Source organism: Streptomyces sp. NPDC001373, assembly GCF_042895815.1.
Classification (GTDB): domain Bacteria; phylum Actinomycetota; class Actinomycetes; order Streptomycetales; family Streptomycetaceae; genus Streptomyces.
Genome location: NZ_JBIAWQ010000008.1, coordinates 317,131 through 343,018, shown reverse-complemented (window position 1 = coordinate 343,018; position 25,888 = coordinate 317,131). Strand labels below are relative to the sequence as shown.

Sequence of the window (25,888 nt, the reverse complement as noted above, 5' to 3'; positions counted from 1 at the left end):
GGGGCTACTCCACGACGGCCATCTCGCGCGGGGCCTCGTTGAGCCGCCGGCCGCCGTCCTCCGTGACCGTGACGATGTCCTCGATGCGGACGCCGAAGCGGCCGGGCAGGTAGACGCCGGGTTCCACGGAGAAGCACATGCCGGGGACGAGGGGCTGTTCCTCGCCCTCGACCATGTACGGCGGCTCGTGGGTGGTCACGCCGATGCCGTGGCCGGTGCGGTGGATGAAGCGGTCGCCGTAGCCGAACTCGGTGATCACGGCGCGGGCGGCACGGTCGACGTCCTGGCAGGCGGCGCCGGGGCGGACGGCCGCGAAGCCGGCCTGCTGGGCCTCGCGGACGATGTCATGGACGCGCTGCTCCTCGGCGGTGGGTTCGCCGACGTGGACGGTGCGGGAGATGTCGGAGCCGTAGCCGTGCTTGAGGCCGCCGAAGTCGAGGACGACCATGTCGCCGTGCCGGATGACCCGGTCGCCGGCCTCGTGGTGCGGGTTGGCGCCGTTGGGGCCGGATCCGACGACGGTGAAGTCCACCTGGGAGTGGCCGTGGGCGCGCAGCAGTGCGGCGAGGTCGGCGGCGACGTCGCTCTCGCGGCGGCCGGCGAAGGGGACGTGGAGGATCTGCTCGTAGGCGGCGTCGGCGGCGGCGCCGGCGGCCGCGAGCCGGGCGAGTTCGCGGTCGTCCTTGACGGCGCGGAGCATGGGCAGGACCTCGGTGAGCGGGGCGTAGGAGCCGGCGGGCAACTCCTTCTGCAGGCCGAGGAGGTGGAGCGCCCAGGTGTTGTCGCTGACGCCGAAGCGGCCGCCGGCGTCGAGGAGCGGGGCGGTGGTCCGGTACGGGTCCGTGCCGTCGGCCCAGTCGCGCAGGGTGAGGGCGCCGGCGCCGGGGGCCCTGGCGGCGTCGGGGGCCTCCAGGGCGGGGACGACGAGGACGGGCTCCCGGCCGCCGGCGAGGACGAGCACGGTGAGCCGCTCGGTCTCGGCGGTGGGGCGGTATCCGGTGAGGTGGGCGAGGTCGGGGCCGGGTGCGATGAGCAGGCCGGCCAGTCCGGCGTCGGCGGCGGTCCGGGCCGCGGCGGCCATGCGGGCGGCGTAGTCGGCGGTGGTGAAGGGGGCCGGGTCGGGGTGGGCGGACGCGGCGGGGGCGGCCTCAGGACGGGGTGCGGTGGTCATACGGGGATCCTGCCGCGAGGCGTGCGGCGAGCGCAGCGGCCGCGCCGGACACCGTCGCGGGTGCGAGGAGCTCCGTGCGGTGCACCAGGCGCGGGGTGTCGAGCGGTACGGCGACGCCCGCGCCGGAGGCCGTGGCGGCGGCTTCGGCGACGCCACGGGGCAGGAGGACGAGGCCGTGCCCGGCGGTGGCGAGGGCGCACAGGGCGTGCAGGTCGGTGCCGTCGTAGCGCAGGGACGTGCGCGCGGAGCCGTGGGCGGCGGTGAGCGGGAGTCCGGCGTCGGGGGCGTCGAGCCAGCGGGCGTCGGCGAGGTCGTCGAGCCGGACGGCGGCCCGCCGGGCGAAGGGGTGTCCGGCCGGGAGGAGGAGGGCCAGCGGCTCCTCCCCGACGCCGGTGGTCTTCAGCGGGGCCACGTCGGGCAGCCGGAGGGGGTCGCTGGGTGCGGCGAGGCCGTCCACGAGGCCGAGGTCGCACTCCCCGGCGGCGACGGCGGCGGGCACCCGGTCCGGGGGCAGGACGCGCAGGGTGACGCCGGTGGCGGGGAGTGCGGCGAGCAGGCGCGGGCCGACGGCGAGGGGGGAGGCGGCGAGGGCGACCCGGCCGGGCGGGGCGGCGGCCAGGCGCAGCACGTCGGCGCGGGCGGCGTCGAGCCTCAGCAGGAGGGGTCCGGCGTGTTCGAGGAGCCGGGACCCGGCGGGGGTGGGGGCGACGGGGCGGCGGGTGAGGAGTTCGGTGCGCAGGTCGGCTTCGAGGGCGGCGATGTGCTGGGAGACGGCCGACTGCGTGTAGCCGAGTTCGCGGGCGGCGGCGGAGAAGGAGGCGAGGCGGGTGACGGCGACGAAGGTGCGCAGGAGGTGCGGGTCCATGGCTCCATGATCGCAGCGGGGACGCCGGGGACATCAGCTCTGCTTATCGAGGATGCAGGAACAATCGTTGGCGCTGAAGTGGGACCGGCCCGCAGGATGATCCGCATGACCACCGCACAGGCCGCCGCACAGGCCGCTCCCGCCGACCCGTCCTCCTTCCCGCCGGCCTCGCCCCCGGCCCGGATCGCCCTGGTCGGCGACCGCTCCCCGCACGTGAAGTCCCACACCCGGCTCCCCCTCCTCCTCGACGCGCTGGCCGCACGCGAGGGGCTGGTCCTCGACGCCTACTGGATCCCGACCGGGGACGCCGCGGCGGAGGCCGCCGCCGGGACGCTGGCCCGGTTCGACGCGGTGTGGGTGCTGCCGGGCAGCCCGTACGCCAGCGAGGCGGGGGCGCTGGCCGCGATCCGGGTGGCGCGGGAGGAGGGCATCCCCTTCCTCGGCACCTGCGGCGGGTTCCAGCACGCCCTGCTGGAGTACGCCCGTACCGTGTGCGGTCTGACGGGGGTCGCGCACGCGGAGAACGACCCCGGGGCACAGGACCTGCTGATCGCGCCGCTCGCCTGCTCGCTCGTGGGGCACGAGGGGGTCGTGCGGGCCCAGCCGGGCTCGCTCGCGGAGTCGGTGCTCGGGGCGGAGCGGTCGATGGAGCGCTACCACTGCAGCTACGGTCCGGCCCCGCGGCATCTGCCGGTGCTCACCGCGCACGGGCTGCGGCTGTCGGGTCACGACGAGGAGGGGCAGGTGCGGATGGCGGAGCTGCCCGGGCACCCCTTCTTCCTGGCCACGCTCTTCCAGCCGGAGCTCGCCGGGGACGGTACGCGGCCGCACCCGGTGGTCCGGGCCCTGGCCGCGGCGGCCGTCGCGCACGCCGCGCGCCGCGCGGACGGTCTCGTCGCCCGGCTGGCGCAGAGCCTGGCCGGCAGCCGGGCCGGCGGATAACCCGGCGCGGAACCACCCATCTGATCGGCTATGCTGTGCTTGCACAACGAACGGGTGGTCCGCCGCCCTTCGTGGTGGGTGTAGCTCAGTTGGTAGAGCACCTGGTTGTGGTCCAGGTGGCCGCGGGTTCGAGTCCCGTCACTCACCCTTTCCGTCCCGTAGGGGGTACGAGGTCCGCCTCGTACCCCCTACGGGCGTTGCCGCCGGCGTTCACCCGCGGAGGAAGGCCTCCACCTCCGTGACGAAGGCCACGGGGGTCTCGTGCGGCGGGTAGTGGCCGGTGCCGGGGACCGTGACGACCGTGCAGTCCGGGTACCAGGCCTGCCAGGTGGCCCGCATCACGTCGGCCGTCAGGGCGAGGTCGTACTCCCCCACCAGGACCAGGACCGGGACGGTGTTGCCCTTGACGGCGGAGGCCAGGTCGCGGGGCTGCCAGTCGGCGAGGTAGCCGGCGAAGGCCTCCGGGCGGGAGACGGCCAGGGAGTGGGCGACCATCCGGTCCAGCCAGTGGCGGCTCGCACGGTGGCCGGTGACGAGGTCGAGGATGGTGCGGCGCTTGGCAGGGTCCTCGGCGGCGCCGTGGAAGAGGGCGTGGGTGGCGTCGTCCATCGCGTAGGGCGCGGCCGGGACGGGACAGAGGCCGATCAGCTTCTCGACCCGCTCGGGCGCCCGGACCAGGACCTGCTGGACGGCCTTGCCGCCCATGGAGTGGCCGAGCAGGGAGAAGGCGTCCCAGCCGAGCTGGTCGGCGAGTTCGAGGACGTCGTCCGCGATCTCCGGGAGGGTGTGGCGGCCGGGGACGTCGCGGCGCTCGCCGTAGCCGCGGTAGTCGAGGAAGGCGTACGAGAAGCCCTCGGGGTCCATGTAGTCGAGCGCGGAGCCCCAGTTGGCGGAGGTCCCGAACCAGTCGTGCAGCACGATGACGCGGACGGGTCCGGTGCCGATCCTGCGGTGGGCGATGGCCATGCGCTCTCCCTGGGTGAACGGGGACGGGGAATCCGACGCCGTTCGTTCTGCCCACCGCGCCTACGATCACACCGTGCAGCCGAAACCGCCCCGCAAGCCGCTGGTCATGGGGGAGTTCTCGCGGCCCGACGGGGCCCGCCACCCCCACCACCCCGCGCGCTACGAGATCGCCGACCCCGCCGAGATCCGCGAGGTCCGGGCCGTCCGCCGGATCGGGCGCCGGAGGGCGGCCGCGGCGGCCGCCGGAGGCGTCGTCTTCTGCGCCTGCGGGGACGACGACGGGACCGCGCACCCCACCCCCGAGTCGAACCGGCTGCTCGACCCGCTGTCCCCCGACGGGATCCCCGCCCGGCACCGGGAGCGGTGGGCCGCGGCGGCGCCGCAGGCCCTGCGGGCGTACGCCCGGGCGCTGGCCGGGGGCGAGGAGGAGCCCGGACCGCCGCGCGGGGTGCCGTACGCGGTGGTGTTCGGCTGGCTCGGCGCCGTTCGCGCGGAGCCCCGCGACGCGGCATGGCTGCTCGCCGAGCGGGGCCCCCGGCGGCTGCTGGCCGGGGTGTCCACGGAGGAGTTGGCCTGGGCGGTGCGGGGGACGGACCGGGCCGGGCTGGAGGGGGCGGTGCGGTTCTTCGCGAGCGAGGAGTTCACCACCCGCCACCCCAAGCGCCGCCGCGTCCCCGACACCGCCCGCGACCTGCTGCTCCGGCACGCCCGCAGCCACCGCCCCGCGGACCTGCCGGTCCTGGAGCGGCGGCTGCTGCACACGCCGGACGACCGGATCAGACGGTCCTGATCGCCGGGTCCGAGACGCCCGGGGCGCCCGTCTCCACGTGGCCGGCGAAGCGGCGCAGGAAGGTGCTGTCCGTGTCCGAGACCACCGTCACGTCGTACCAGCGGCCCGAGGCGCGCAGGTCGACGGTGCAGGGGACCGTGGCGCCCGGGTTGACCTTGAAGGTCTGGGCGGCGCCGCCGTAGGCGTGGGTGACCGTGAGGTTCACCGCGGTCGAGCCGCCGTTGGTCAGGGTCAGGGCCAGGTTGCCGGTGGCGTCCACGTGGCGGGCCGTGACCTCGGGGCCGGCCTTCTTCGCCGGGCCCTTCCAGGTGCGCAGGAAGCCGTTGGGGCCCCAGACGGTGAGGTCGATCTTGTTGCCGGTGGAGCTGCTGGTGCTCCAGGTGTCCGAGAGGGTCTTGCCCGCCTCGACCGTGTAGGGCCAGGGGCCGTCCGTCCGGTTGCCGGAGGTGCTGTGGAAGTGGGCGCCGAGCTTCGGGCCGGAGGAGAAGGTGAGCGTGAACTTGCCGGTGGAGGTGGTGCGGGAGCCGTCCACGTACGGGCTGTAGCCCAGGGCGCGGGTGGGCTTGGAGCCGGCCTCCTGCCTGGGCAGGGTGCCCGTCGCCGGCGGGACCGGGTGGTAGGAGGGGTGCGCGTTGTGGTCCGCCGGGACGTAGGCGCTGGTGGAGGGCAGGGACGCGGGGGTCGCGTCGGCCTGGGTGAAGTCGAACGCCGAGGTCAGGTCGCCGCAGACGGCCCGGCGCCAGGGCGAGATGTTGGGCTCCTGCACCCCGAAGCGCTTCTCCATGAAGCGGATCACCGAGGTGTGGTCGAAGGTCTCGGAGCAGACGTAGCCGCCCTTGCTCCACGGGGAGACCACGATCATCGGGACGCGCGGGCCCAGACCGTACGGGCCGGCCGTGTAGCCGCCGCCACCGGCGTACAGGTCGCGGGTGACGTCGGCCGTGGACAGGCCCCAGGCGGAGGAGGCCGGCGGGTACGGGGGCACGACGTGGTCGAAGAAGCCGTCGTTCTCGTCGTAGGTGATGAAGAACGCCGTCTTCGCCCACACCGCCGGGTTCGCGGTGAGCGCGTCCAGGACCTGGGAGATGTACCAGGCGCCGAAGTTGACCGGCCAGTTCGGGTGCTCGCTGAAGGCCTCGGGGGCCGCGATCCAGGAGACCTGCGGCAGGGTGCCGCCCATGACATCCGCGCGCAGCCGGTCGAAGTAGCCCTCGCCCGCCTTGGCGTCGGTGCCCGTGCGCGCCTTCTCGTACAGGGCGTCTCCGGGCTGGGCGTTGCGGTAGTTGTTGAAGTACAGGAGGGAGTTGTCGCCGTAGTTGCCGCGGAAGGCGTCGCCGATCCAGCCCCAGCCGCCGGCGGCGTTCAGGCCGTCGCCGATGTCCTGGTAGATCTTCCAGGAGACGCCCGCGGCCTCCAGGCGCTCCGGGTAGGTCTTCCAGCCGTAGCCGGCCTCCTGGTTGCCGAGGACGGGGCCGCCGCCGGTGCCGTCGTTGCCGGTGTGGCCCGTCCACATGTAGTAGCGGTTGGGGTCGGTGGCGCCGATGAAGGAGCAGTGGTAGGCGTCGCACACGGTGAAGGCGTCGGCGAGGGCGTAGTGGAACGGGATGTCGTTCCGCGTCATGTACGCCATGGTGGTGGACGTCTTGGCGGGCACCCACTTGTCGTACTTGCCGTTGTTGTACGCCTGGTGGCCGCCGGCCCAGTCGTGGTTGAGGCCCTCGACGAACTGCATGCCGAGGTCGTTGACCTGCGGGTTGAAGGGCAGGATGTCCTTCGTGCCGTTGGACTGGTAGAAGACCGGCTTTCCGTTGTCCTGGAGCACGGGCCGCGGGTCCCCGAACCCGCGGACGCCCTTCATGGAGCCGAAGTACTGGTCGAAGGACCGGTTCTCCTGCATGAGGACGACGATGTGCTCGATGTCCTGGATGGTTCCGGTGCTGCCCTGCGCCGGTATGGAGGCGGCGCGGGCGATGCTCTCGTTCAGCATCGCGGCGGCGGCGGTGCCGCCCGCGATCTGCAGGAACCTGCGCCGGTTCAGTTCAGCCATGGTGGACGACCTCTGGGGGTGAGGGGGGAGACGGGCGCCCCAAGGACAGCGGGCCCGGGGTACCGGACGGCGATCCCCGTCTGACGTCGGGCCGTACAGCGGGCGAACGGAAGCCGCCGGGGCGGAACTCCCGAACTGCTCGCACATCTGGTGGAATGACCTCCCACACACAGCACGGGGGGCGCGGGGCATGGCGGGGAACGGGGCCGGGTATGCCGTGCGCCGGGGCGGCGGAACGGGTCGGGAAGCGGTTCGGGACACGGTGCGGGGAATGACGGTACGGGCAAGAGGGCTCTGCGCAACAGACCCTGACGGCACGTCAGTGACGGGTGCGGCCGGGTCGGAGGGGGACGCGTGAGCCTTCCGCAGCTCCACTACGACGGCGGGCCCGGTTTCGCCGCGGTGACGCCCGGGGTGTCCGAGGCGCTGCTGCGCGCGGCGGAGCCGCTCCTCGCGGACGGGCCACCGCCGGGTCCCGGGGTGCTGAGCCTGAGCCTGCTCCCGGACGGCGGCCGGCTGCTGGCCCGCGCGGTCCGCACCGCGTCCGGGTTCCACGCGCACGCCGTGCACCTGCCCGAGGAGGCCGGGGGCGCCCTGCCGATCACCGCCTGGGGTTCGGCGCAGTGGCGGGAGCGGACCCCGCAGGACGGGCCGCCGCCGGCGCTCGACCGGATACCCGCGCCGGGGCCCTACGACCGGGCCGCGATGGCGGGGTTCGTCGCCGCCCGGGGGCCGTGGCTCGCCGCGTTCTTCGACGACGTGCGCCGGGCCGCCGAGGAGCCCGGTGCGCCGCGGATCGTCCTGGTGGAGGCGGACGGCGCGGACGTGGCCCGGTGGGTCATGCTGGCGTGCGGGGTGCTGCCGCACGCGCGCGGCCGGCGGCTGAGCTTCACCACGTCCGCGCGGCACCCGCTGGACGCCCCGCAGCAGCTGGTCGGCGTCCTGCCCCGGGACGCCGGCGCGGTGGCCGGCGCCACCGGGTGTACGAGGCCGGGCGCGGTCCGGCCCCGGAGGTACCCCGGGGCCCGGCGGCGCTGTGGGCGCGGACGGCCGCCGCGGTGTGGTCGGCCGGGCGGGCGGAGCTGTTCGCGCAGGTGCGCCGGCTGCCCGGGGAGCCGTATGCGGCGGGCCCGCTGGCCGCGCTCGCGCTGGCCGCCGGGGTCCCGCTGGGCTCGGCCGCCCGGGCGGCGGCGGCCGAGTGGGCCACCGGGCACGGGGACGCGCTGGACGGCGTACCGCTGCGCGCGCTCGCCGGAGTGCTGCTGCGGCCGGGCGGGGAGCCGCGTGGGGCGGCGGAGGCGGCGGCGTCGGAGCGGCTGCTGGCCTCGTTGGACACGGGGGCGCGGGACGGGCTCGCGGCGGAGCTGGAACCGGAACTGCGGGCGGCCCTGGCCGACCCGGAGGCCGAACCGGCGGCGCCGGCGCTGCTGCTGGTGTCCGCCACCGCCCTCGGCGCGGACACCGCCGGGCTGCTCCCCCAGGCGGCGCGGAAGCTGGCGTGGGGCCTGTTCACGGATCCGGAGGGGGCGTGCGGGGAGGAGGTGCGCGCGGCGCTGGCCGAGCTGCCGGCGCTGCGGGCCCTCGTGCTCGACCGCCTGGACTCCCTCGCGGCGGGCGATCCGCCCGCCGGGGAGCGGCTGTTCGCGCGGACCGCGCTGCGACTGGGGGCGGCGGAGGCGCTGCCGCACCTGCGGATGTGCGCCCTGGGGCGGCCCGCGGGCGACCGGGTGGTGGCGCTGGACGCCCTCCTGCGGGAGGCCGGGGTCTCCCCGTACGCGGAGCCGCTGGCCCTGCGGACGGGGATGCGGCTGGTGTGGGACGAGGGCGTGCCGAGCCCGGTGGAGGCCCGCCTCCTCCTGGCCACGACGGGCGCCCCGGTCCACCGCCGGGCGGGCACCTGGGAACTCCTGGCCCGTACGGCCGCCGAGGCCCCGGCCGCGGACCCGGAGGCCCCGGAACTGGCGGCGGAGGTCCTGCGCCACTTCGGGGAGGAGCTGCCGGCGGAGCTCCGGGAGCGTCTCCTGGAGCGCGCGGAAACGCCGTCGGCGGGGGCGCGGCAGGAGCTCCCCGCGTGGCTGTCGCAGGAGGCGGACCACGCCGGACCGTCGTCGGAAGACCCCGCCCGGACCGGGCGGCCGACGGAGGACACGAGCCGCACCGGGCGGCCGACGCGGGACGCGGCCCGGGCCGCCGTGCGGCTCCCGGAGGCCTCCGGCGTCGCCCCCGGAACCGAGCCGCCGCCGCAGGCCCCCCACGACCGGCCCCGCCGCGGTCGCCTCGCTCGCCTGCGCGGGCGTCTCACCGGCCCAGGGGGCCGCGGGGAGCCGCCTGCGGCGGCGGACTGACCCGGCGCCGGCCTGCTCGCCGCGCCCGGCTGCCGGCCGGCTGCCGGCCGGCGGCCGACGCCCGGCTCGGACGACGGGCGGGACCGCCCCGCCGGCGTCCGGGGCCCGAGGTCCGGGGCGCCAGGTCCGAGGCACAGGGCCCGGGGCGCGAGGCCCGGGGCACGCGGTCCGAGGCCCGGGGCACGCGGTCCGGGGCACGCGGTCCGGGGCCCGAGACACGGGGCCCGAGACACGAGGCCCGAGGTCCGAGGCCCGAGCACGCGACACGGGGCGCGAGGCCCGGGGCCCGGGGCATGCGACACGGGGCGCGAGGCCCGGGGCACGCCGTCCGAGGCCCGGGGCACGCGGTCCGGGGCACGAGGCGCCAGGCGCGGGGTCCGGGGGGCGGAGCCCCCGGCGAGCGGTGGAAGGGTGGGTGGGGGATCCCCTCCGCGCAGCCGCACCCCGCCCCCGCCGCCGGCCCCGCTGCCCGGCGGCCCGGCGGCCCGCCGGGGGACGGACGGCCGCCCTGTACCTGAGCCGTCGTACCGATCCCCTACTCAGCACCCCCGCAACGGATCTGAGCACCCGTACTCAGGCCCGGCCGCCCCCCGCGTTGCCATCGTGGACGCATGCCCATACAGCCTTGTGATCCGCGGCCGCGCGTCGGCATCACCGCCGTCGGCAGCCTGCTGCCCGAGAACGCGCTGTCCTCCGACGACCTCCAGCGGGAGGTCACCCGCCGCAGCGGCATCGCGCTGCCCGCCCGGATCCTGACGCAGGCCACGGGGATCGTCTCGCGGCGGGTCGCGGCCGAGGGGGTGTACGCCTCGACGCTGGCGGCGGGCGCGGCCCGCCGGGCGCTGGACTCCGCCGGGCTGGACCCGCTCGACATCGACCTGCTGGTGTTCGCCTCCGCCTCGCGGGACGTGGTCGAGCCCGCCACCGCGCACATCGTGCAGGCGGAACTCGGTTCGCGGGCGCACGCCGTCGATGTCACCAACGCCTGCAACAGCTTCGTCAACGGCATCGACCTCGCCCGGAGCATGGTCCTCGCCGGCCGGTCCCGGCGGGCGCTCGTGGTCACCGGGGAGACCCCGAGCCGGGCGGTGCGCAAGGACCCGGCCGACTTCGCGGAGTTCCGCCGCGGTTTCGCCGGCTACACCTTCGGCGACGCCGGGGCGGCCGTGGTCGTCGAGGCGGTGGAGCGCGGCGGGATCCTGGACGTGGACAGCGAGACGCATTCGGAGCACTGGGAGGTCGGCGGCATCCCGGGCGGCGGGTCGCGGCACCCGCGCGGGGACGCGTACACCTACTTCCAGGGCGACGGGCACGAACTGCGCGGGGTCTTCGAGAAGGCGGGCACGGCGGTCGTCGACCGGACGCTGCACCGCGCGGGCACGGGCTGGGACGGGTTCGCGAAGGTGCTGGTGCACCAGGTGACAGTGCCGTACCTGGAGCGGTTCGCGGAGCTGACCGGGGTGCCGGCTCGGAAGCTGGTGGTCACGGTGCCCGAGCTGGGCAACGTGGCGAGCGCGAGCATCGGGGTGCAGCTGGACCGGGTGTTCGGCGGGCTGGAGTCCGGCGAGCGGGTGCTGTTCGTCGGGCTGGGCGGCGGGATCAGCATCATGACGATGGTCTGGGAGAAGTCGTGAGCGGCGCGCGGATGTGGGTGGTGGTGCCCGCGCACGAGGAGGCGGCCCGGATCGGGGGAACGCTGCGGGCGCTGGCCGCGCAACGGGACCGGGACTTCACCCTGCTGGTCGTCGACAACGCCTCGACGGACGGGACGGGCGCCATCGCACGGGAGTTCGCGGCGGAAGCTCCGTTCCCGGTGGAGGTGGTCGAGGAGCCGGAGAAGGGGGTCGGATCGGCGGTGGACACCGGATTCCGGTACGCGATCGCGCGGGGCGCGACCCTGCTGGCCCGGACGGACGCCGACTGTCTTCCCGGGCCCGGCTGGGCGGGTGCGGCGCGGGCCGCGCTGCTGGAGCGGCCGGGGCTGGTGTGCGGGCGGATCACGGCGCGGCGCGACGAGCACGGGCCGCTGGGCCGGGCCGGGTTCGCCGGACTGGTGGGGCTGGCCGCGCTGTTCGGGCGGCTGCGGCCGCGGCACGCGCGCCGGCACGGCTACCGGGCTCCGTACCGGATGCACGCGGGGAACAACATGGCGATCACCGCGGAGCTGTACCTGGCGGTGGGCGGGATGCCGAGGCGCCCCTCGCCCACGGACCGGCTGTTCCTGAACGCGGTCCGCCGCCACACCGACCGGATCTCCCGCTGCCGGGGCATGGTCGTGGAGAACTCCACCCGCCGGCTGCGCGCCTACGGGCTCGCCGGGACCGCCCGCTGGTACCTGGACCAGGGGAGCGGCACGCACGGAACGGACGACCCCCGCTGATGCTGGACCGACTGGATCACGCGCTGCGCTCCCGGCCCGAGCGGCCCGCCGTGCTCAGCGCCGCCCTCGGCGGCGCCACCCGGGTGCGGGCCACCCGGGGTGAACTCGCCGATCTGGCCGACGCGTTCGCCGCCGCGCTGCACGCGCGCGGGCTGCAGGCCGGGGACACCGTCGGGGTCGCCGTACGGCCGGGGCCGCGCGCGCTGGCGGTGCTGCTGGCGCTGTGGCGGCTGGGGCTGCGCGGGGCGGTGCTGGACCCCGGTGCCGGGGCTCAGGTGCTGCGGGCCCGGCTGGCACTGGCCCGGCCGGCGCTGGTGCTGGCGGACGCGGCGGCGCAGGCGGTGGCGGGGTGGGCGGCGCCGCTGGCCCGGCGGGCCCGGCTGGAACTGCCGGAGCTGGCCGCGCTGGGGCCGGTGGCCACGGTCGGGCCCCGGCTGCCGGGCTGCGCGCCCGCGCTGGACCTCGGGGCACCCCGGGCGGGGGTGCCGGCCGGGTACGGGGGCGACGGGGACGCGGTGGTGGTGTTCACCTCCGGGACCACCTCCCGGCCGCGCGCGGTGGTGCACACCCGGGCCGGACTGGCCGCCGGGATGGAGACGGTGTCCGGGCTGTTCGAGGCCGGGGGCTCCCCGGGGGAACCGGTGCTGGGCGGGACCTTCTTCGTCCTGGTGCCCTCGCTGGCGCACGGGGCGCCGGTCGCGCTGCCGGCCCGCTCCCCCGCCGTGCTGGCCCGGCAGCTGGCGCGGCTGCGGCCCCGGGACACGTACCTGACGCCGCCGCAGCTGCGGGACGCGCTCGGCGCGGGAGCCCGGTTCGGGGGCCGGGTGTGGACGGGTTCGGCTCCGGCGAGCGCGGCCCTGCTGGGGCGGGTGCGGGAGGCGGGGGCGGAGCAGGCATGGGGGGTGTACGCACTGACCGAGCTGTTCCCGGCGGCCGCGGTGGAGTCCCGGGAGAAGGCCGCCTTCGACGGCGCCGGTGACCTGGTGGGCGCCCCGCTGCCCGGGGTGCGCACGGCCGTGGACGCACGGGGGCAGCTGCTGCTGGCCGGGCCCGCGGCCAGGGACCGCTACCTGGGCGAGGAACCCGACCCGTGGGTGCGGACGGGAGACCGGGCACGGCGCGACAGTGCGGGGCGGATCGTGCTGGAGGGCCGCTGCAAGGACATGGTGCTGCGGCGGGCCGAGAACATCTACCCCGGGCTGTACGAGCCGGGCCTGCACGTGCCGGGCGTGGAGCTGGGCGTGCTCGTCGGGGTGCCGGCGGGCGACGGGGACGAGCGGCTCGTCGCGGTGGTGCAGCCGCAGCGCGGGGTGCCCGAACCGGCCCTGCGCGCGGCCCTGTCGGAACCGCTGCGGGCGATGGGCGCGGCCCGGCCGGACGCCCTGCTGTTCGCGGACATCCCGCTCTCGGGGCGCTCGCGCAAACCGGACCGGGCGGCGGTGTCGGCGCTGGCGGCGGCCCGGCTGGGAAGGGGCGCGGGATGAGCCTGTGGGTGGTGGTCCCGGCGTACGACGAGGCGCGGTCGATCGGGGCGACCCTGGCGGCGCTGGCCGCGCAGGAGGACACCGGCTTCCGGCTGGTGGTCGTCGACAACGCCTCGACGGACGGCACGGCCCGGATCGTACGGGAGTTCGCGCGCTCGGCGCCGTTCCCCGTCGAGCTGGTCCACGAACCCGAGCCGGGGGCGGGGACGGCGGCCGACACCGGGTTCCGGCACGCGGTGCGCGGCGGGGCGCGCCTGTTGCTGCGCACCGACGCGGACTGCCTGCCCGCCCGGGACTGGACGGCCGTCGCCCGGGCGAAGTTCGGGCGGGGGGCGCAGATGCTGTGCGGGCGGAGCGTGCCGCGCCGGGACGAGCGGCCGACGTTCGCCGAGGCCCGGCTGCTGCCGGCGCTGGTGCGGCTGACCGCGCTGTACGGGCGGTGGCGGGCCGCGCACCGCGACGCGCGCTTCCGGGCCCCGTACGTGCTGTGCCACGGCCACAACCTCGGCATCACGGCGGAGCTGTACCTGCGCTGCGGCGGGGCGCCGCGCGAGCGGCTGGAGGAGGGCTCGGAGGACGTCACCCTGCTCAACCGTGCGCGGGAGCACAGCGCGCGGATCGTGCGCTGCGAGCGGCTGGTGGTGGAGAACAGCCTGCGGCGGCTTCGCTCCTGGGGTGCGCGGCGCACCCTGCTCTGGTACTGGGACCGGCGCTACCGGCCCGTCGACACGAAGGAGGTCCACGTCCGATGACCACTCCCCACACCCGGGCCCGCAGGCGGGACCGCCGGGTGTACCTGCGCAGCCATCCCCTCCTCTTCGGGCTGCTGGCCGCGACGCGCGGGCGCGGTGTGCGGCGGCTCGGCGGGACCGTGCTGGTGCACGACGCGGAGGCGTACCGGCAGGCGCTGACCCGGCTGCCGCTGGACCGCACGGCGGCGGGGACGACGGGCGGGGCCGCCCGGGAGGCGCTGCGCGGCGCCGGGGGCGTGCTGTTCGACCAGGAGGGCGGCGGGCACCGGACCGGCCGGCGCGGCGTGGCCGAGGGGCTGGGCGCCGCCGGGGTGGAGCGGCTGCGGGAGGTGTGGCGGCCGCTGCTGGTACGGGGGCCGGCGCCGCTGGAGCGGGGCGGGGAGGTGGACGTGGTGGCGCTGGCGCGGGAACTGGCCGGGTCGGTGGTGTGCGCCCTGCTGGACTGCTCCGCCGACCCGCGGGAGCTGGCGCGGGCGGCCGCCGGGGCCGCGGCGGCCTCGGTACGGGACCACCTGCCGGGCCTGCCGAGGCCGGGCGCGGCGGCGGAGGCGGCGCGGGCGGCGGAGCGCCTCCAGGTGCTGCTGGGGGACGCGGACCCGCTGTCCGCGATGCTCGCGGTGGCGGCGGTGAACACCACGGTGGCGGCGCTGCCGCGGGCGGTGGCGTGGTGCGCGGACGCCGGGCTGTGGGAGCAGGCCGCGGACGCGGAGCTGCGGCCGCGGCTGGCGGAGGAGCTGCTGCGGGTGACGGCGGCCTCGCCGGTGCTGCCCCGGGTGGCTGCGGCGGACGGGGTGATCGGGGGCTGCCCGGTGCGCGGCGGGGACCGGCTGCTGCTGGTGGCCCGGCACGCGGCGGGGGCGCACCGGCGCGACCCGGACGGCCGGACCCCGGCCGGGCCGGGGGCGGCGCGGCTGGTGTTCGGGGCGGGCCCGCACGGCTGCCCGGGCGCCCGGCTGGCGACCGTCCAGCTGGCCGACGTCCTGGAGGCCCTGGCCCCGTACCGGCCGGTGGTGACGCACGCCCGGGCGGACCGGCGTGCGGCCCTGCCGGGCTGGCACGAGCTGACGGTGAGGGCGGGCGCGAGTGGCTCCCGCGCAGCCCCCACCACCCCCGCCGGCCGCCCGGGCACCCGCCCGCGGGGACGCGGGCGGCCGGCGGGGGCCGGCGCATGAGGACGGCGCTCCAGGAGGCCGGCGGCTCCCGCCCCCACACCGCCGGCGCATCCGGCCTCCCGACGGACGGCCGGCACCGGAAACAGGACGACGGGAGGAACCGGCGGATGAGGATCGCGGTGACGGGTGCGAGCGGATTCTGCGGGGGCCATGTCGCCCGGGCGGCCGCCGCGGCGGGCTCGTCGGTGGTGTGCCTGGGGCGCAGGCCGGGGCCGCTGGGAGAGCAGCGGTTCTGGGACGCGGCGTCGGCCGAGCCGGACCTGTCGGGGGTGGACGTGGTGGTGCACTGCGCGGCGGCGGTGGGCGATCCGGCGCCGGGCTCGCGGGCGGAGGCGGTGATGCGCGCCGTCAACGTGGACGGCACGGCGCGGCTGCTGCGGGCCGCGGCGGGCCGGCCGGTGGTGTGGGTGGGGAGCGCGAGCGTCTACGACCCGCTGCGCGACCGCTCCCGCGTGACGGAGGACCATCCGCGCGGGAACCACCTCAACGCCTACGGCCGTACGAAGGCGCGGGGCGAGGCCCTGGCGCTGGCGGCGGGCGCGGTGGTCCTGCGCCCGAGGGCGGTCTACGGCCCGGGGGACACGCAGCTCCTGCCGCGCCTGCTGTCCCGGGTCCGCGCCGGCACGCTCCTGCTGCCGGGCCCGGACGTCCGCCTCAGCCTGACGGCGGTGGAGAACCTGGCGGACGCCTGCCTGGCGGCCGCGGCCTGGGCTCCGGGCGCGTACAACATCGCGGACGCGGCCCCGTACGGACGGGACGCGGCGGTCGCGGCGGTCCTGCGCGCCCACGGCGTCCCCGCCCGGATCCGCCACCTCCCGCTGCCCCTGGCCGCGGCGGCGGCCCGGGCGGCGGAGGCGGCGGCCCGCCTGACGGGCGGGGAACCGGCCCTGAGCCGCTACGCGCTGGACCAGCTGTCCCGTCCGGTGGTGCTGGACCTGTCCAGGGCCCGAGCCCGGGGCTGGACCCCGCACCGGACCCTGGAGGACCACCTGGGGTCCGGCCTCAGCCCTCGGTCGGGGTGAGGCGCAGGGAGATGCTGTTGATGCAGTAGCGCTGGTCCGTGGGGGTCGGGTAGCCCTCGCCCTCGAACACGTGGCCGAGGTGGGAGCCGCACGTCGCGCAGAGGACCTCCGTGCGGACCATTCCGTGGGAGGTGTCCGCTCTCAGTTCCACCGCCTCGCTGTCCTTCGGGTCGAAGAAGGACGGCCAGCCGCAGTGGGACTCGAACTTCTCCGAGGAACGGAACAGTTCGGCGCCGCAGCCCCGGCAGGAGTAGACGCCCTCCGTCCTGGTGTCCGTGTACTCACCGCGGAAGGCCGGCTCGGTGCCCGCGAGGCGGAGCACCTGGTACTCGGACGGGGTCAGCTCCGCCTGCCACTGCTCGTCCGTCTTCTGGACCTCGTACGCCATGACGCTCCCGCTCCCTCAGCTCGACAGGCGGGCGAGGATCTGGGGTCCCAGGTCCGTGACGTCGCCCGCGCCCATCGTGAGAACGAGATCGCCGGGCTTGGCCATTCCCGCGATCACGTCGGCGACGGCGCCCTTGTCGTGCTCGGGGGTGACGTCGGCCCCGGCGGCGCGGGCGGCGGAGATGATGATCTCGCTGGTCACACCGGGGACCGGGTCCTCGCGGGCCGGGTAGATGTCGAGGACCACGGAGGCGTCGGCGAGGGCGAGGGACCGGCCCATCTCCTTGCCGAGCTCCTGGGTGCGGGAGAAGAGGTGCGGCTGGAAGACGACCAGGATGCGGGAGTCGCCGGCGGCGCCGCGGATGGCCTCCAGGTCGGCGGTCATCTCGGTCGGGTGGTGCGCGTAGGAGTCGATGACCTGGACCCCGGCCGCCTCGCCCTTGAGCTGGAGGCGGCGCTTGACGCCGGTGTACTTGCCGAGGGCGGAGGCCAGGTTGTGCGCGGGGATGCCGAGGGCGACGCCCGCGGCGAGGGCCGCGACGGCGTTGTGCGCGTAGTGGCGGCCGGGCACGGAGACGGTGAAGGTGAGCGGGCGGCCGTCGAGGAGGACGGTGACCTCGCTGGCCAGGCCGCGCGGGGTGATCTTGGTGATGCGGACGTCGGCGTCCTCGTCCTCGCCGTACGTGACGACGTCCAGGCCGTCGCGGCCGGCGACGCGGCGGGCGATCTCGGCGGCGCCGTCCTGGCCGTGGGCCACCACGAGGGTGCCGCCGGGGACGACCTTGCCCACGAAGGTCTCGAAGGACTCGTAGATCTCGTCCATCGACGCGTAGTTCGCGTGGTGGTCGAGCTCCGCGTTGAGGATGATCGCGACCTGCGGGGCGTACTTGTGGAAGCTGCGGTCGCTCTCGTCGGCCTCGGCCACGAAGATGTCGCCCTCGCCGTGGTGGGCGTTGGAGCCGGGGGCGTCCAGGTCGCCGCCGATGGCGTACGAGGGGTCGAGGCCGAGCGCCGCGAGGGAGACCGCCAGCATCGAGGTGGTGGTGGTCTTGCCGTGGGTGCCGGCGACGGCGATCGGGCGCAGGCCGTCCATCAGGCCGGCGAGCGCGTCGGAGCGGTGGATGACGGGGATGCCGAGCTCGGCGGCGCGGGCCAGCTCCGGGTTGTCGGCGCGGATGGCGCTGGAGACGACCACGCAGGTGGACCCGGGGGCGAGGTGGTCGGCGGCGTGCCCGATGTGCACCGTGGCGCCGTGGGCGCGCAGCGCCTCGGCGGTCTCGGAGTCGCGGGCGTCGCTGCCGGCCACCTGCGCGCCGCGCCGGGCGAGGATCTTCGCGATGCCGGACATGCCGGCGCCGCCGATGCCGATGAAGTGGGGCCGTTCCATCGCGGTCGGCAGGCCGGGCTTCATTCAGGTCGCTCCAGGATCGAGTGCGGGGGCCCGCAGGCGTCGTCCGCGGGGTCCGCGGGAGGGGTCCGCGGGGTCTGTCGCCCCCAGCCTATTCGTTGTGGGCGAAGAGCTTGAGCACCGGAACCCCGACCTTGTGCCGCGCGCGGGAGGCCCAGTCGCGGTGGAAGAACTCCTCGACGTAGTGCGGGGCGGTCAGGACGATCACCTCGTCGGCGTTCACCTCGTCCACGACGTCCTTGAGCTTGTCGAGGGGGTGTTCCTCGACGATCTGGCCGACGGCCTGGGCGCCGTGCTTGCGCAGGGAGGCGAGCGAGTGGGCGAGGGCCTGGGCGGCGGGGCCGCGGGCGGCCTCCCCCTCGGGTTCGTCGGCCTCGTGGAGGGCTTCGGGGAGTTCGCCGAGCGCTACGTCGTCGATGGCGCGGAGCAGTCGGTCCCGGTCACCCCTGGGTTGCATGAGGACGACGAAGGAGACCGGCTCGTCTCCGTGCAGGGTGGTGACGAAGTCCACGTCCACCGTGGTCAGCGGCTGCTCGATCATCAATACGCTCGTGAACACGGACGCCCTCTCCTTCATGCGCCGAGGCCGGTCGGCCGGCCCCTGCGGAAACCATCCTGCCCCTGCTGTGGCGCGGGGCCTGCGCAGGTATACGTGCCCAGCTACGTACCCTTCGGAAGCTAAGCGGAACGCGAAATTCCGCTCCCTTGTCAGATCCGACGGTAGCTCGTGAAGAGGAACCCGGCCTCTTCCAGCACGGAGGCCGGTGCGAGCCGGTGCGGAACCGTGACGGAGGGGCCGCCGGCGATCCGCTGGGCGCCGCCCGCGGTGAGCGTCGGGGAGATCGTCAGGCACAGCTCGTCCAGCGCGTCGGCGGCGACGAACTGGCCCAGCAGCCGGGGTCCGCCCTCGGTCAGCTGGCGCCGCAGCCCGCGCGCGGCCAGCTCGCGCACGGCCCGCGCCGGGTCCACCCCGGCGCCCTCGCCCGCCACCACGACCTCGACCCCGGCCGCGGCGGCCGCGGCGACCCGGTCGGACGGGGCGCCCGCGCCGGTCAGCAGCAGGGTGGGCACCAGCGGGGAGGTGAACAGGGGGAGGGTGAAGTCGAGGTCCAGACTCGCACTGACCACGGCGATGGCCGGGGCCGGGCCCTGGCCGGCGGCCTCGCGGCGGGCCGCGAAGGCCTCGCGGGCCCGGGCCGGTCGGTAGCCCTCCTGACGAACCGTTTCCGCGCCGGCGATCACCACGTCCGCCAGGGCCCGCAGGGTGCCGAAGATCCGCATGTCGGTCTCGCCGGAGATGGGCTGCGAACGTCCGTCGTGCTGGGCGGCCCCGTCCAGGGTCGACACCATGTTCGCCCGCAGCCAGTGCGCACCGGGGGCCAGGCCGGGGTAGGCGTAGGCCTCCGCCAGCTCGTCCAGCGACCACGCGCGGTCGGCCGTGGCCCCGGAGGGGCCGGATGTCTGATCGGTCACAGGGAACAGGCGTCGCATCGGTGCAGTCTGACACGCCCCGTAGAGTTAAGAGCTGTGTCAACGTCACTCTCCACCTCCGGTCCTGCCTCCGGGCAGCCCCCGATAGCCGACGCGGGTCCGCTGGCTCTGTGCGCCCGCGAGCCGCGCGTGCCCGCCGAACGGCTGGTGGCCGAGATGGTCCCGCCGCCGCGCTTCGACTCGGTGCGCTTCGACACCTACGACCCGGACCCGGCCCAGCCGAGCCAGAGCGAGGCCGTCACCGTGCTGAGCGGCTTCGGCGCCGGCCTCGGCGGGGCCCACGCCAGCGGCGCCGGCAAGCGCAAGTGGTTCCAGAAGAAGGCGCCCGCCCCGGCCGCCGGCCCCCGCGGCGTCTACCTCGACGGCGGCTACGGCGTCGGCAAGACCCACCTGCTGGCCTCCCTCTGGCACGCCACCCCGGCCGAGCCCGCGCTCAAGGCCTTCGGCACCTTCGTCGAGCTGACCAACCTGGTCGGCGCGCTCGGCTTCCAGCAGACCGTGCAGACCCTGGGCGGGCACCGGCTGCTGTGCATCGACGAGTTCGAGCTGGACGACCCGGGCGACACCGTGCTCGTGTCCTCCCTGCTCAGCCGCCTGGTCGAGCAGGGCGTGGCGCTGGCCGCCACCTCCAACACGCTGCCCGGCAAGCTCGGTGAGGGCCGCTTCGCCGCCGCCGACTTCCTGCGGGAGATCCAGGGGCTGTCCGCGCACTTCCGGCCGCTGCGCATCGACGGCCAGGACTACCGCCACCGCGGCCTGCCCGAGGCTCCGGCGCCCTTCTCGGACGAGCAGGTCACCAAGGCCGCGTACGCGAACCCCGGCGCGAGCCTCGACGACTTCCCGGGCCTGCTGGAGCACCTGGCCAAGGTGCACCCGAGCCGCTACGGCGCGCTCACGGACGGGGTCGCCGCGGTCTGCCTGACCGACGTCGTCCCCGTGCCGGATCAGTCGACGGCGCTGCGCCTGGTGGTACTGGCCGACCGGCTGTACGACCGCGAGGTGCCGGTGCTGGCCTCCGGGGTGCCCTTCGACAGGCTGTTCAGTGAAGAAATGCTCAACGGCGGTTATCGGAAGAAGTACTTCCGAGCCATATCGCGGCTCACCGCGCTCGCCCGCGACGCAAAACCCCTGGTGTCCCAGTAGGTTGGGCACGGCCGGGACGCTTTCGCGGCCCGGCCGTTTCCACTTCCATGAAGGGACCCGCCATGGCCACCACGCGTACCGCGCACACCGAGTGGGAAGGCAACCTGCTCAAGGGCGCCGGCACCGTCACCCTCGACTCCTCGGGCCGCGGCTCGTTCGAGGTCTCCTGGCCCTCGCGCGCCGAGGCCGCGAACGGCAGGACCAGCCCCGAGGAGCTGATCGCCGCCGCCCACTCCAGCTGCTACTCGATGGCGCTCTCGCACGGCCTCGACGGCGCGGGCACCCCGCCCACCCGGGTGGAGACCAAGGCCGACGTCACGTTCCAGCCGGGTGAGGGCATCACCGGCATCCACCTGACGGTGCGCGCCGAGGTCCCCGGCCTGGACGCCGAGGGCTTCGCCGCCGCGGCCGAGGACGCGAAGAAGAACTGCCCGGTCAGCCAGGCCCTGGCCGGTACGACGATCACCCTGAGCGCCGAGCTCGTCTGACCCCCTCCCGCACCGCCGCCTCCGGGCCCCGCGCGCACACCGCGCCGGGGCCCGGAGCCGTGCCGGGGCCCGGCTCACGCGTCCCGGCGGGGTGACGGAGGCGGGCGCGCGCACGCGCCGCCGGGGCCAGGACACAAGTGGCACCGGAACTGGGCGGACAGCGGGCTGCCGCTGGAGCACCTGGAGGAGACGGACCCGCAGTACCCGCCGGCCGCGTTCGACGTGGAGGCGTGCCGTGCCCGACTGATGGCCGGATAGTCATATATTTTGCGTGGGTGACCCTTTCTGTACGCACAGTGGCCGCTGCGGCCGTGCTCGGCGCCGCCCTCACCGGATGCGCGAGCGGCGCCGGCGCCCCCCAGGGCGCGGGCCAGGCCCGGATGGGCACCCCCGCCGCCTCCGGCCCCGCCGCCGCGTCCACCCCCTCCGCATCCGCCGCCCCCTCCGCCTCGCCGCAGGCCGGCGCGCCCGCTCGGGTCCCGACCCTGGCGCCCGGGCCGGGCGGCCTGACGCCGGTCTTCGAACGGGCCCGGCAGCGGACCGAGAAGACCGTGGCCCTGACCTTCGACGCCGACATGACCTCCGACCAGGGTCCGCGCGCCGCCTCGGGGGAACGTTTCGACAACCCCGAGCTGATCGCCACCCTGCGCCGGCTGAAGGTGCCGTCCACCGTCTTCATGACGGGCCGCTGGGCGGAGGAGTACCCGGACCAGGCGAAGGCCATCGGCACCGACCCGGACTTCGAGATCGCCAACCACTCCTACAGCCACCACGCCTTCAAGTCCCCCTGCTACGGGCTGCCCGCGCTCGAAGCGCCCGCCGCCCGGGCCGACGTGGACCGGGCCTTCGCCGCCTTCAAGAAGGCCGGGGCGGTCAACACCGTGCCCTACTTCCGCTTCCCCGGCGGCTGCTACGACGACCAGGCGCTGCGCGCCCTGGCCCCCGCCAAGGTGACCGCCGTGCAGTGGGACGTGGTCAGCGGGGACGCCTTCGCCAAGGACCCCGACGCCGTGGCCGAGCAGGTGCTGGCCGGGGTGAAGCCCGGCTCGGTGGTGGTCATGCACTGCACCCACAGCGCGGCGCCGGTCACCGAGCAGGCCATCGAGAAGATCGTGCCGGAGCTGCGCAAGCGGGGGTACCGCTTCGTCAAGGTGTCCGAGCTGATGGGGAAGTAACGTTTCATCACACCGGCGTGACCGTCGGCGCCGGGACCCCGTCACCGCCGCCGACGGGCCGGGGATCAGCCGGAGCAGGCCGAGCGCTGCGCCTCCTGCCACTCGCACACCGGGCACCGCACCACGCCCGGGGTCGCCGCTCCGTAGTCGGTGGGCCCGCCGCACTCCACACAGTCCGCGTAGGGCGGCCCGGGCAGCCGCCCGGCGGGCGCGGCGGGGGCGGGACCGGAGGGGGCGGCGTCCTGTAACGGGTCCATGCGGGCGAGCCTACTCAGCCCCGGCGCGTGCCCGCCAGACATGCCGCCGCCCCCGCCGCCCCGGCCAGCAGCAGCGCCCCCGCCGACGCGCCCGCCGCGAAGGCCGGCTCGGCCGCGCCCGCCCGTGCGCCCCCGACCAGCACGGACACCGTGCCGCGGGCCGGTGACAGGGGCAGGACCCAGGCCGACAGGCAGCCCAGGGCCGCCCCGAGGACGCCGAGGCCGCGCCCCGGCACCAGCGGCGGGCTGCACACCGCGCCCACGGCGGCCCCCGTCAGCGCGCACACCGCCACCGCCACCACCCCGGCGAGGACCGCCGCACCGGGGGCGTGCCCGGCCAGGTTCCCCACCAGCAGGGTGTAGGCCGCCGCGAGGACCCCGGTGAGCAGGGCCCCGCACAGACCGGTCAGCAGGGCCGCCGCGTGCACCCGGGCCGGGCCGGCCGCGGCCGCGGCGCAGGCGCGGGCCGCCGGGGGCTCGGCGGTGACGCAGATCCGGACCAGCCAGGCCGCCAACGGGACCAGCCCGGCCGCGGCGTAGCCGAGGGAGTCCAGGGTGCGGTCGCCCGGCTGGATGCCGATGCCGGTGAAGACGGCGTAGACCGCGAAGGGGGCGAGCCAGCGCTGGGACCGCAGCAGCAGCGCGGCCTGGTAGCGGAGCAGGGCGGTCACGGAAGTTCCTCCACGGCGCGGATGTGCCAGGGCGGCCGGGCGGTGAGCAGCTCGCGCAGCGCGGCGTCGGAGCGGTTGGCGCCGACGGTCAGGAGGATCCCGCCGCCGGGGGCGGGTACGGCCCCCGGCGGCGGGACGCTGCCGGGCGGGCCGGACGCGTGGATCCGCACCGCCGTCGGCCCGGTCCGTACGAGGGGCGCCGGGCTCCCCGTAATCGGCGCCCCGTCCCGGGCGGCCGCCGCGCCGGCCCCTGCCACGGGCTCCGCGGCCACGCTCTCCAACGCCCCGTCCCGCAGCCGGTAGCGGCGGTCGGGCAGGCCGGCGAGCCGCGCCGGGTCGTGGTCGACGAAGACCACCGTCCCTCCGGCGGCGGTGCGTTCGGCGACTGCGCGGTCCAGCTCGGCTCGTGCGGAGGGGTCCAGGCCGGTCCAGGCCTCGTCGAGGACGAGCAGCCCGGGCTCGGCGAGCAGGGCCTGGGCGACGGCCACCTTCTGGCTGGTCCCCTTGGACAGCTCGGCCATCGGGGTGCGGGCGTACGCGGCGGCGCCGAACCGCTCCAGCCGGTCGGCCGCCCGCCGGGCCGCCCCCGCGCCGGTGAGGCCCTGGATCCGGCCGAGGTGGGTCAGGTAGTCCAGGGCGGTGAGGGGCAGGGCGGCGGGGAAGCGCTCGGGGACGTACGCCGTACGGCGCGGCCGGCCGGTGATCCGCCCCTCGGTCGGGGCGTCGATGCCGGCGAGGAGCCGCAACAGGGTGGACTTGCCGCCGCCGTTGCCGCCCTCGATCCGCACGAGGGCGCCGGGCGCCAGCTCCGCCCCGACCCCCCGCAGCACCCAGGGCCGCCGCCGGCCGTAGCGGCGGCCCACTCCGGTCAGATTCAGTGCGCCGCCGCCGTCTCGGTGACCTCGCTGGGCCGGACGATGACGAAGCCCTCGCCGCGCAGCATCAGCTGGACGGCCTCGCCCGAGCCGCCGCGGATCATCGAGCCGATGGACTGGGAGCGGTGGAGCCCGGTCTCCAGCTGGGCGCTCCAGCCGACGACCGCGTCCGTGTCCACGTACACCGGGGACTGCGCGGTGACCGGGATGATGATCGGGTGGCCGTCGCAGACGACGGCGAGCTTGCCGGTGCCGGTGAAGAGGCTGTTGAAGAGTCCGCCGCCGGTCATCCCGGCGCCCTTGACCATCCGTATCTCGTAGGACAGCGTCGGGTCGAAGCACAGGACGTTCCGCCCGTTGACGGTGAAGGCGTCCCCGGGCTCGAAGTCGATGATGAAGCAGTTCTCGGCCCGGTGCGCGAACCAGGCCTCGCCCTGCCCGCGTACGGACATCAGCGCGAGGCCCTCGCCGGTGACGGCCCGCTTGAGCATCCCGCCGATGCCCTGGCCCTTGCGCTCGAACTGGAGGTTCCCGCGGAAGGCGACCATGGAGCCCTGCCGGGCGAGCATCTCGCCGTTGACGGCGTACTTGACGGATTTGGCGTTCTGCAGTGTCATCCCGGGGACGGCGGCGGGCTGGGCCAGGTTCTCACCGGCGAAAAGGTCGCTTATCAATGCACTTTAACCTTGTCTCTCAAGATGGTTGAGAAAGAGTGCAACTATCTTTCTATTCAGTCTACTTGAGCGTGTCCCAATCCTTCCGGTGCGGGCATGTCGCCGACGCGCTTCACCCGGGACGGACGGGAGCCCTGGGGCCTGGACCGCAAACCCCTGATCCGTGAGGGGACCTGCACGTTCACGCCGTGGCGGCGGTGCGCTGGTGTAGGCATGGGCGGTGGACTCGCTCATCCTGAACCCGGCTGCGATCTCCGCCAGAGTGATGTGCTCGCGCAGGTACACCAGTGCCACCATGGCTCGCCGGGACGAACAAAGCTTGCAGCGCCGGTCGCCCTCACGGGTGACGATCAGCATCGTGACCCACTCCACGGATGCATGCGGCAGGTCGAGTGCGGCAGGATGGATGACCGACGAGGCCCCCGAGCAACGCGATTGAGACGTCAGACATCTCGATCAACAGCCCGGGGACCTCGCTCGTTGCGCTTCACGGACCGTCACCCGATCGGTGGCCACATCGAAGAAGCTCAATGACGGCCTGCGGTTCGAGGACGAGGACGGCCTCCGCCCCTCCGTCGCGGGAAACGCCCGGCTCCGCGAACTCCCCGTCAGCGGGGTGTCGGCACCGCGAAGTCCTGGAGGTCCTGCGCCCGGTCACTGCGGGCCTGGCTGGAGTGGGGACGGGGCGGTACGCGCCGCCGACGCACGCTGCGCCATCCGGGTTAACCTGGCCGTCAGCCATAGCATGGCGTTCCGCCATTCCCTTCAATCGGTGCTAACGACGTGGGGTGCCCATCCCTGTCGGGGACCGTGGACGGCTGCCGGCGTGATGGCGCCACTTCGCCGTGTTCTTCAGGGCACCCCCGACAGGTGCGAGCGCTCGGACGGCTCCCTGTCCCTCTGGGCGCAGCAGCTCCCCACCTCCTTCACGGAGCCTTCGAAAGGGGCTGTCCAGAATGGCACTCGCTCTCACTCTCACCCCGGCAACCGTCACGGTGGGCCAGACCTTCACAGCTATCGTCACCGGTGCCGCACCGGGAGAATTGATCACTTTCACCTACGACGCGGTGGCCCCGCAGACGGCAACCGCCGACGCCCTCGGCAATGCGAGCGTCACTTTCACAGCGACGACATCGGACGCGGTAGTTGCTGCCGGTGCCACAAGTGGCGCCGCGACGGCGACCGTGACCGTTACCGCCGCACAGAACTGTGTGGTCACCCTGTCGTCCACGCCCGACAACCCGGTCGCAGGCCAGCCGGTGACCCTCACCGCCACCGTCACCTGTGACGGTGTTCCCGTCTCCGGTGCGACCGTCCTGTTCGCCACCACCAGCGGCTCCCTGGGAGTCGGCGTCACCACCGCAGCGGGCCAGGCCACCGTCA

24 protein-coding genes, 1 tRNA gene and 3 pseudogenes are annotated in these 25,888 nt (G+C 75.6%); 15 read left to right on the top strand and 13 right to left on the bottom strand.

Annotated features, from left to right (window positions below):
• Positions 1-4: 4 nt before the first annotated feature.
• Positions 5-1,171, bottom strand: coding sequence for an aminopeptidase P family protein (locus ACFY15_RS20745; RefSeq protein WP_390688770.1), 1,167 nt, complete (start codon positions 1,169-1,171; stop codon positions 5-7).
• The gene (locus tag ACFY15_RS20740; RefSeq protein ID WP_390688771.1) at positions 1,149-2,036 is read right to left on the bottom strand and encodes a LysR family transcriptional regulator; all 888 of its coding nucleotides are present in this window, start codon (positions 2,034-2,036) and stop codon (positions 1,149-1,151) included. Before ACFY15_RS20740 ends, ACFY15_RS20745 begins: the two co-directional genes overlap by 23 nt.
• A gap of 105 nt (positions 2,037-2,141) precedes the next feature.
• Between ACFY15_RS20740 and ACFY15_RS20735 the strand changes: the two genes are divergently transcribed.
• Together ACFY15_RS20735 and ACFY15_RS20730 are read left to right on the top strand one after the other, a co-directional pair.
• Positions 2,142-2,978, top strand: a complete 837-nt coding sequence (locus ACFY15_RS20735) for a hypothetical protein (RefSeq protein WP_390688772.1) — start codon at positions 2,142-2,144, stop codon at positions 2,976-2,978.
• A 74-nt stretch (positions 2,979-3,052) separates the two neighbouring features.
• A tRNA-His gene (locus ACFY15_RS20730) sits at positions 3,053-3,125 on the top strand.
• 63 nt (positions 3,126-3,188) lie between these two features.
• On the opposite strand, the gene ACFY15_RS20725 is transcribed toward ACFY15_RS20730, so the two are convergent.
• A complete protein-coding gene (locus ACFY15_RS20725) occupies positions 3,189-3,944 on the bottom strand; it encodes an alpha/beta fold hydrolase (protein ID WP_390825893.1) in 756 nt (251 codons plus the stop codon).
• A 73-nt stretch (positions 3,945-4,017) separates the two neighbouring features.
• On the opposite strand from ACFY15_RS20725, the gene ACFY15_RS20720 reads away from it, so the two are divergent.
• On the top strand, positions 4,018-4,734 hold the full coding sequence (locus ACFY15_RS20720) for a hypothetical protein (protein ID WP_390688774.1): 717 nt from the start codon (positions 4,018-4,020) through the stop codon (positions 4,732-4,734).
• Here ACFY15_RS20720 and ACFY15_RS20715 read toward each other — a convergent pair.
• A complete protein-coding gene (locus ACFY15_RS20715; RefSeq protein WP_390688775.1) occupies positions 4,721-6,781 on the bottom strand; it encodes a phosphocholine-specific phospholipase C in 2,061 nt (686 codons plus the stop codon). The two genes, ACFY15_RS20720 and ACFY15_RS20715, sit on opposite strands and share 14 nt — an antisense overlap.
• 354 nt (positions 6,782-7,135) lie before the next feature.
• On the opposite strand from ACFY15_RS20715, the pseudogene ACFY15_RS20710 reads away from it, so the two are divergent.
• The 8 genes and pseudogenes from ACFY15_RS20710 to ACFY15_RS20675 all read left to right on the top strand — a co-directional run.
• Positions 7,136-7,735 (top strand): annotated as a pseudogene (locus ACFY15_RS20710) (hypothetical protein); the annotation flags it as partial.
• Positions 7,736-7,761: 26 nt separating this feature from the next.
• Positions 7,762-9,126: a GTPase-associated protein 1-related protein gene (locus ACFY15_RS20705; protein WP_390825892.1), complete on the top strand. Its 1,365-nt coding sequence runs from the start codon at positions 7,762-7,764 to the stop codon at positions 9,124-9,126.
• A 611-nt stretch (positions 9,127-9,737) separates the two neighbouring features.
• A complete protein-coding gene (locus ACFY15_RS20700) occupies positions 9,738-10,760 on the top strand; it encodes a 3-oxoacyl-ACP synthase III family protein (protein ID WP_390688777.1) in 1,023 nt (340 codons plus the stop codon).
• Positions 10,757-11,506, top strand: coding sequence for a glycosyltransferase (locus ACFY15_RS20695; RefSeq protein WP_390688778.1), 750 nt, complete (start codon positions 10,757-10,759; stop codon positions 11,504-11,506). Before ACFY15_RS20700 ends, ACFY15_RS20695 begins: the two co-directional genes overlap by 4 nt.
• Positions 11,506-12,990 carry an AMP-binding protein gene (locus ACFY15_RS20690; protein ID WP_390688779.1) on the top strand — a complete coding sequence of 495 codons (1,485 nt, stop codon included), beginning with the start codon at positions 11,506-11,508 and terminating at the stop codon, positions 12,988-12,990. The genes ACFY15_RS20695 and ACFY15_RS20690 overlap by 1 nt, the downstream gene beginning before the upstream one ends.
• Positions 12,987-13,742, top strand: a complete 756-nt coding sequence (locus tag ACFY15_RS20685; RefSeq protein ID WP_390825891.1) for a glycosyltransferase family 2 protein — start codon at positions 12,987-12,989, stop codon at positions 13,740-13,742. Before ACFY15_RS20690 ends, ACFY15_RS20685 begins: the two co-directional genes overlap by 4 nt.
• Positions 13,739-14,914: a cytochrome P450 gene (locus tag ACFY15_RS20680; protein ID WP_390825890.1), complete on the top strand. Its 1,176-nt coding sequence runs from the start codon at positions 13,739-13,741 to the stop codon at positions 14,912-14,914. The genes ACFY15_RS20685 and ACFY15_RS20680 overlap by 4 nt, the downstream gene beginning before the upstream one ends.
• A 107-nt stretch (positions 14,915-15,021) precedes the next feature.
• Positions 15,022-15,936: an NAD-dependent epimerase/dehydratase family protein gene (locus ACFY15_RS20675; protein ID WP_390825889.1), complete on the top strand. Its 915-nt coding sequence runs from the start codon at positions 15,022-15,024 to the stop codon at positions 15,934-15,936.
• Here the strand turns inward: ACFY15_RS20675 and msrB are convergent.
• The 4 genes from msrB to ACFY15_RS20655 form a co-directional block, all read right to left on the bottom strand.
• Positions 15,917-16,324: a peptide-methionine (R)-S-oxide reductase MsrB gene (gene msrB, locus ACFY15_RS20670; RefSeq protein WP_390688784.1), complete on the bottom strand. Its 408-nt coding sequence runs from the start codon at positions 16,322-16,324 to the stop codon at positions 15,917-15,919. The two genes, ACFY15_RS20675 and msrB, sit on opposite strands and share 20 nt — an antisense overlap.
• Before the next feature lie 15 nt (positions 16,325-16,339).
• Positions 16,340-17,734 (bottom strand): UDP-N-acetylmuramate--L-alanine ligase, encoded by a 1,395-nt coding sequence (gene murC / locus ACFY15_RS20665; RefSeq protein ID WP_390688785.1) that lies wholly within the window; start codon positions 17,732-17,734, stop codon positions 16,340-16,342.
• Positions 17,735-17,822: 88 nt separating this feature from the next.
• Positions 17,823-18,290, bottom strand: coding sequence for an indole-3-glycerol phosphate synthase (locus ACFY15_RS20660; protein ID WP_390688786.1), 468 nt, complete (start codon positions 18,288-18,290; stop codon positions 17,823-17,825).
• Positions 18,291-18,439: 149 nt separating this feature from the next.
• Positions 18,440-19,222: a pyrimidine reductase family protein gene (locus ACFY15_RS20655; protein ID WP_390688787.1), complete on the bottom strand. Its 783-nt coding sequence runs from the start codon at positions 19,220-19,222 to the stop codon at positions 18,440-18,442.
• A 36-nt stretch (positions 19,223-19,258) separates the two neighbouring features.
• On the opposite strand from ACFY15_RS20655, the gene zapE reads away from it, so the two are divergent.
• From zapE to ACFY15_RS20640, 3 genes are all read left to right on the top strand, one after another.
• Entirely contained in the window at positions 19,259-20,365 is a 1,107-nt protein-coding gene (zapE, locus tag ACFY15_RS20650; RefSeq protein WP_390688788.1) for a cell division protein ZapE, read from the top strand.
• Positions 20,366-20,427: 62 nt separating this feature from the next.
• On the top strand, positions 20,428-20,853 hold the full coding sequence (locus ACFY15_RS20645) for an OsmC family protein (RefSeq protein WP_390688789.1): 426 nt from the start codon (positions 20,428-20,430) through the stop codon (positions 20,851-20,853).
• Between the two features lie 275 nt (positions 20,854-21,128).
• On the top strand, positions 21,129-22,028 hold the full coding sequence (locus ACFY15_RS20640; RefSeq protein WP_390688790.1) for a polysaccharide deacetylase family protein: 900 nt from the start codon (positions 21,129-21,131) through the stop codon (positions 22,026-22,028).
• A gap of 65 nt (positions 22,029-22,093) precedes the next feature.
• On the opposite strand, the gene ACFY15_RS20635 is transcribed toward ACFY15_RS20640, so the two are convergent.
• The 5 genes and pseudogenes from ACFY15_RS20635 to ACFY15_RS20615 all read right to left on the bottom strand — a co-directional run.
• Positions 22,094-22,285: a hypothetical protein gene (locus ACFY15_RS20635; protein ID WP_390688791.1), complete on the bottom strand. Its 192-nt coding sequence runs from the start codon at positions 22,283-22,285 to the stop codon at positions 22,094-22,096.
• A gap of 14 nt (positions 22,286-22,299) precedes the next feature.
• Positions 22,300-22,956: an ABC transporter gene (locus ACFY15_RS20630; RefSeq protein WP_390688792.1), complete on the bottom strand. Its 657-nt coding sequence runs from the start codon at positions 22,954-22,956 to the stop codon at positions 22,300-22,302.
• On the bottom strand, positions 22,953-23,834 hold the full coding sequence (locus tag ACFY15_RS20625) for an ATP-binding cassette domain-containing protein (protein WP_390825902.1): 882 nt from the start codon (positions 23,832-23,834) through the stop codon (positions 22,953-22,955). Before ACFY15_RS20625 ends, ACFY15_RS20630 begins: the two co-directional genes overlap by 4 nt.
• On the bottom strand, positions 23,831-24,505 hold the full coding sequence (locus ACFY15_RS20620) for an AIM24 family protein (protein WP_390688793.1): 675 nt from the start codon (positions 24,503-24,505) through the stop codon (positions 23,831-23,833). Before ACFY15_RS20620 ends, ACFY15_RS20625 begins: the two co-directional genes overlap by 4 nt.
• A 201-nt stretch (positions 24,506-24,706) precedes the next feature.
• A pseudogene (locus ACFY15_RS20615) lies at positions 24,707-24,862 on the bottom strand (transposase family protein); the annotation flags it as partial.
• Positions 24,863-25,461: 599 nt separating this feature from the next.
• Between ACFY15_RS20615 and ACFY15_RS20610 the strand changes: the two are divergent.
• Positions 25,462-25,888, top strand: a pseudogene (locus tag ACFY15_RS20610) (Ig-like domain repeat protein); the annotation flags it as partial.

What these genes read in the sequence shown, in the direction of transcription:
- ACFY15_RS20690 (WP_390688779.1), top strand. Translation starts at nt 11,506, where the DNA reads ATGCTGGACCGACTGGATCACGCGCTGCGCTCCCGGCCCGAGCGGCCC.
- msrB (WP_390688784.1), bottom strand. Translation starts at nt 16,324, where the DNA reads ATGGCGTACGAGGTCCAGAAGACGGACGAGCAGTGGCAGGCGGAGCTG.
- ACFY15_RS20675 (WP_390825889.1), top strand. Translation starts at nt 15,022, where the DNA reads ATGAGGATCGCGGTGACGGGTGCGAGCGGATTCTGCGGGGGCCATGTC.
- ACFY15_RS20735 (WP_390688772.1), top strand. Translation starts at nt 2,142, where the DNA reads ATGACCACCGCACAGGCCGCCGCACAGGCCGCTCCCGCCGACCCGTCC.
- ACFY15_RS20745 (WP_390688770.1), bottom strand. Translation starts at nt 1,171, where the DNA reads ATGACCACCGCACCCCGTCCTGAGGCCGCCCCCGCCGCGTCCGCCCAC.
- ACFY15_RS20680 (WP_390825890.1), top strand. Translation starts at nt 13,739, where the DNA reads ATGACCACTCCCCACACCCGGGCCCGCAGGCGGGACCGCCGGGTGTAC.
- ACFY15_RS20740 (WP_390688771.1), bottom strand. Translation starts at nt 2,036, where the DNA reads ATGGACCCGCACCTCCTGCGCACCTTCGTCGCCGTCACCCGCCTCGCC.
- ACFY15_RS20685 (WP_390825891.1), top strand. Translation starts at nt 12,987, where the DNA reads ATGAGCCTGTGGGTGGTGGTCCCGGCGTACGACGAGGCGCGGTCGATC.
- ACFY15_RS20635 (WP_390688791.1), bottom strand. Translation starts at nt 22,285, where the DNA reads ATGGACCCGTTACAGGACGCCGCCCCCTCCGGTCCCGCCCCCGCCGCG.
- ACFY15_RS20645 (WP_390688789.1), top strand. Translation starts at nt 20,428, where the DNA reads ATGGCCACCACGCGTACCGCGCACACCGAGTGGGAAGGCAACCTGCTC.
- ACFY15_RS20655 (WP_390688787.1), bottom strand. Translation starts at nt 19,222, where the DNA reads ATGCGACGCCTGTTCCCTGTGACCGATCAGACATCCGGCCCCTCCGGG.
- ACFY15_RS20700 (WP_390688777.1), top strand. Translation starts at nt 9,738, where the DNA reads ATGCCCATACAGCCTTGTGATCCGCGGCCGCGCGTCGGCATCACCGCC.
- ACFY15_RS20715 (WP_390688775.1), bottom strand. Translation starts at nt 6,781, where the DNA reads ATGGCTGAACTGAACCGGCGCAGGTTCCTGCAGATCGCGGGCGGCACC.
- murC (WP_390688785.1), bottom strand. Translation starts at nt 17,734, where the DNA reads ATGAAGCCCGGCCTGCCGACCGCGATGGAACGGCCCCACTTCATCGGC.
- ACFY15_RS20725 (WP_390825893.1), bottom strand. Translation starts at nt 3,944, where the DNA reads ATGGCCATCGCCCACCGCAGGATCGGCACCGGACCCGTCCGCGTCATC.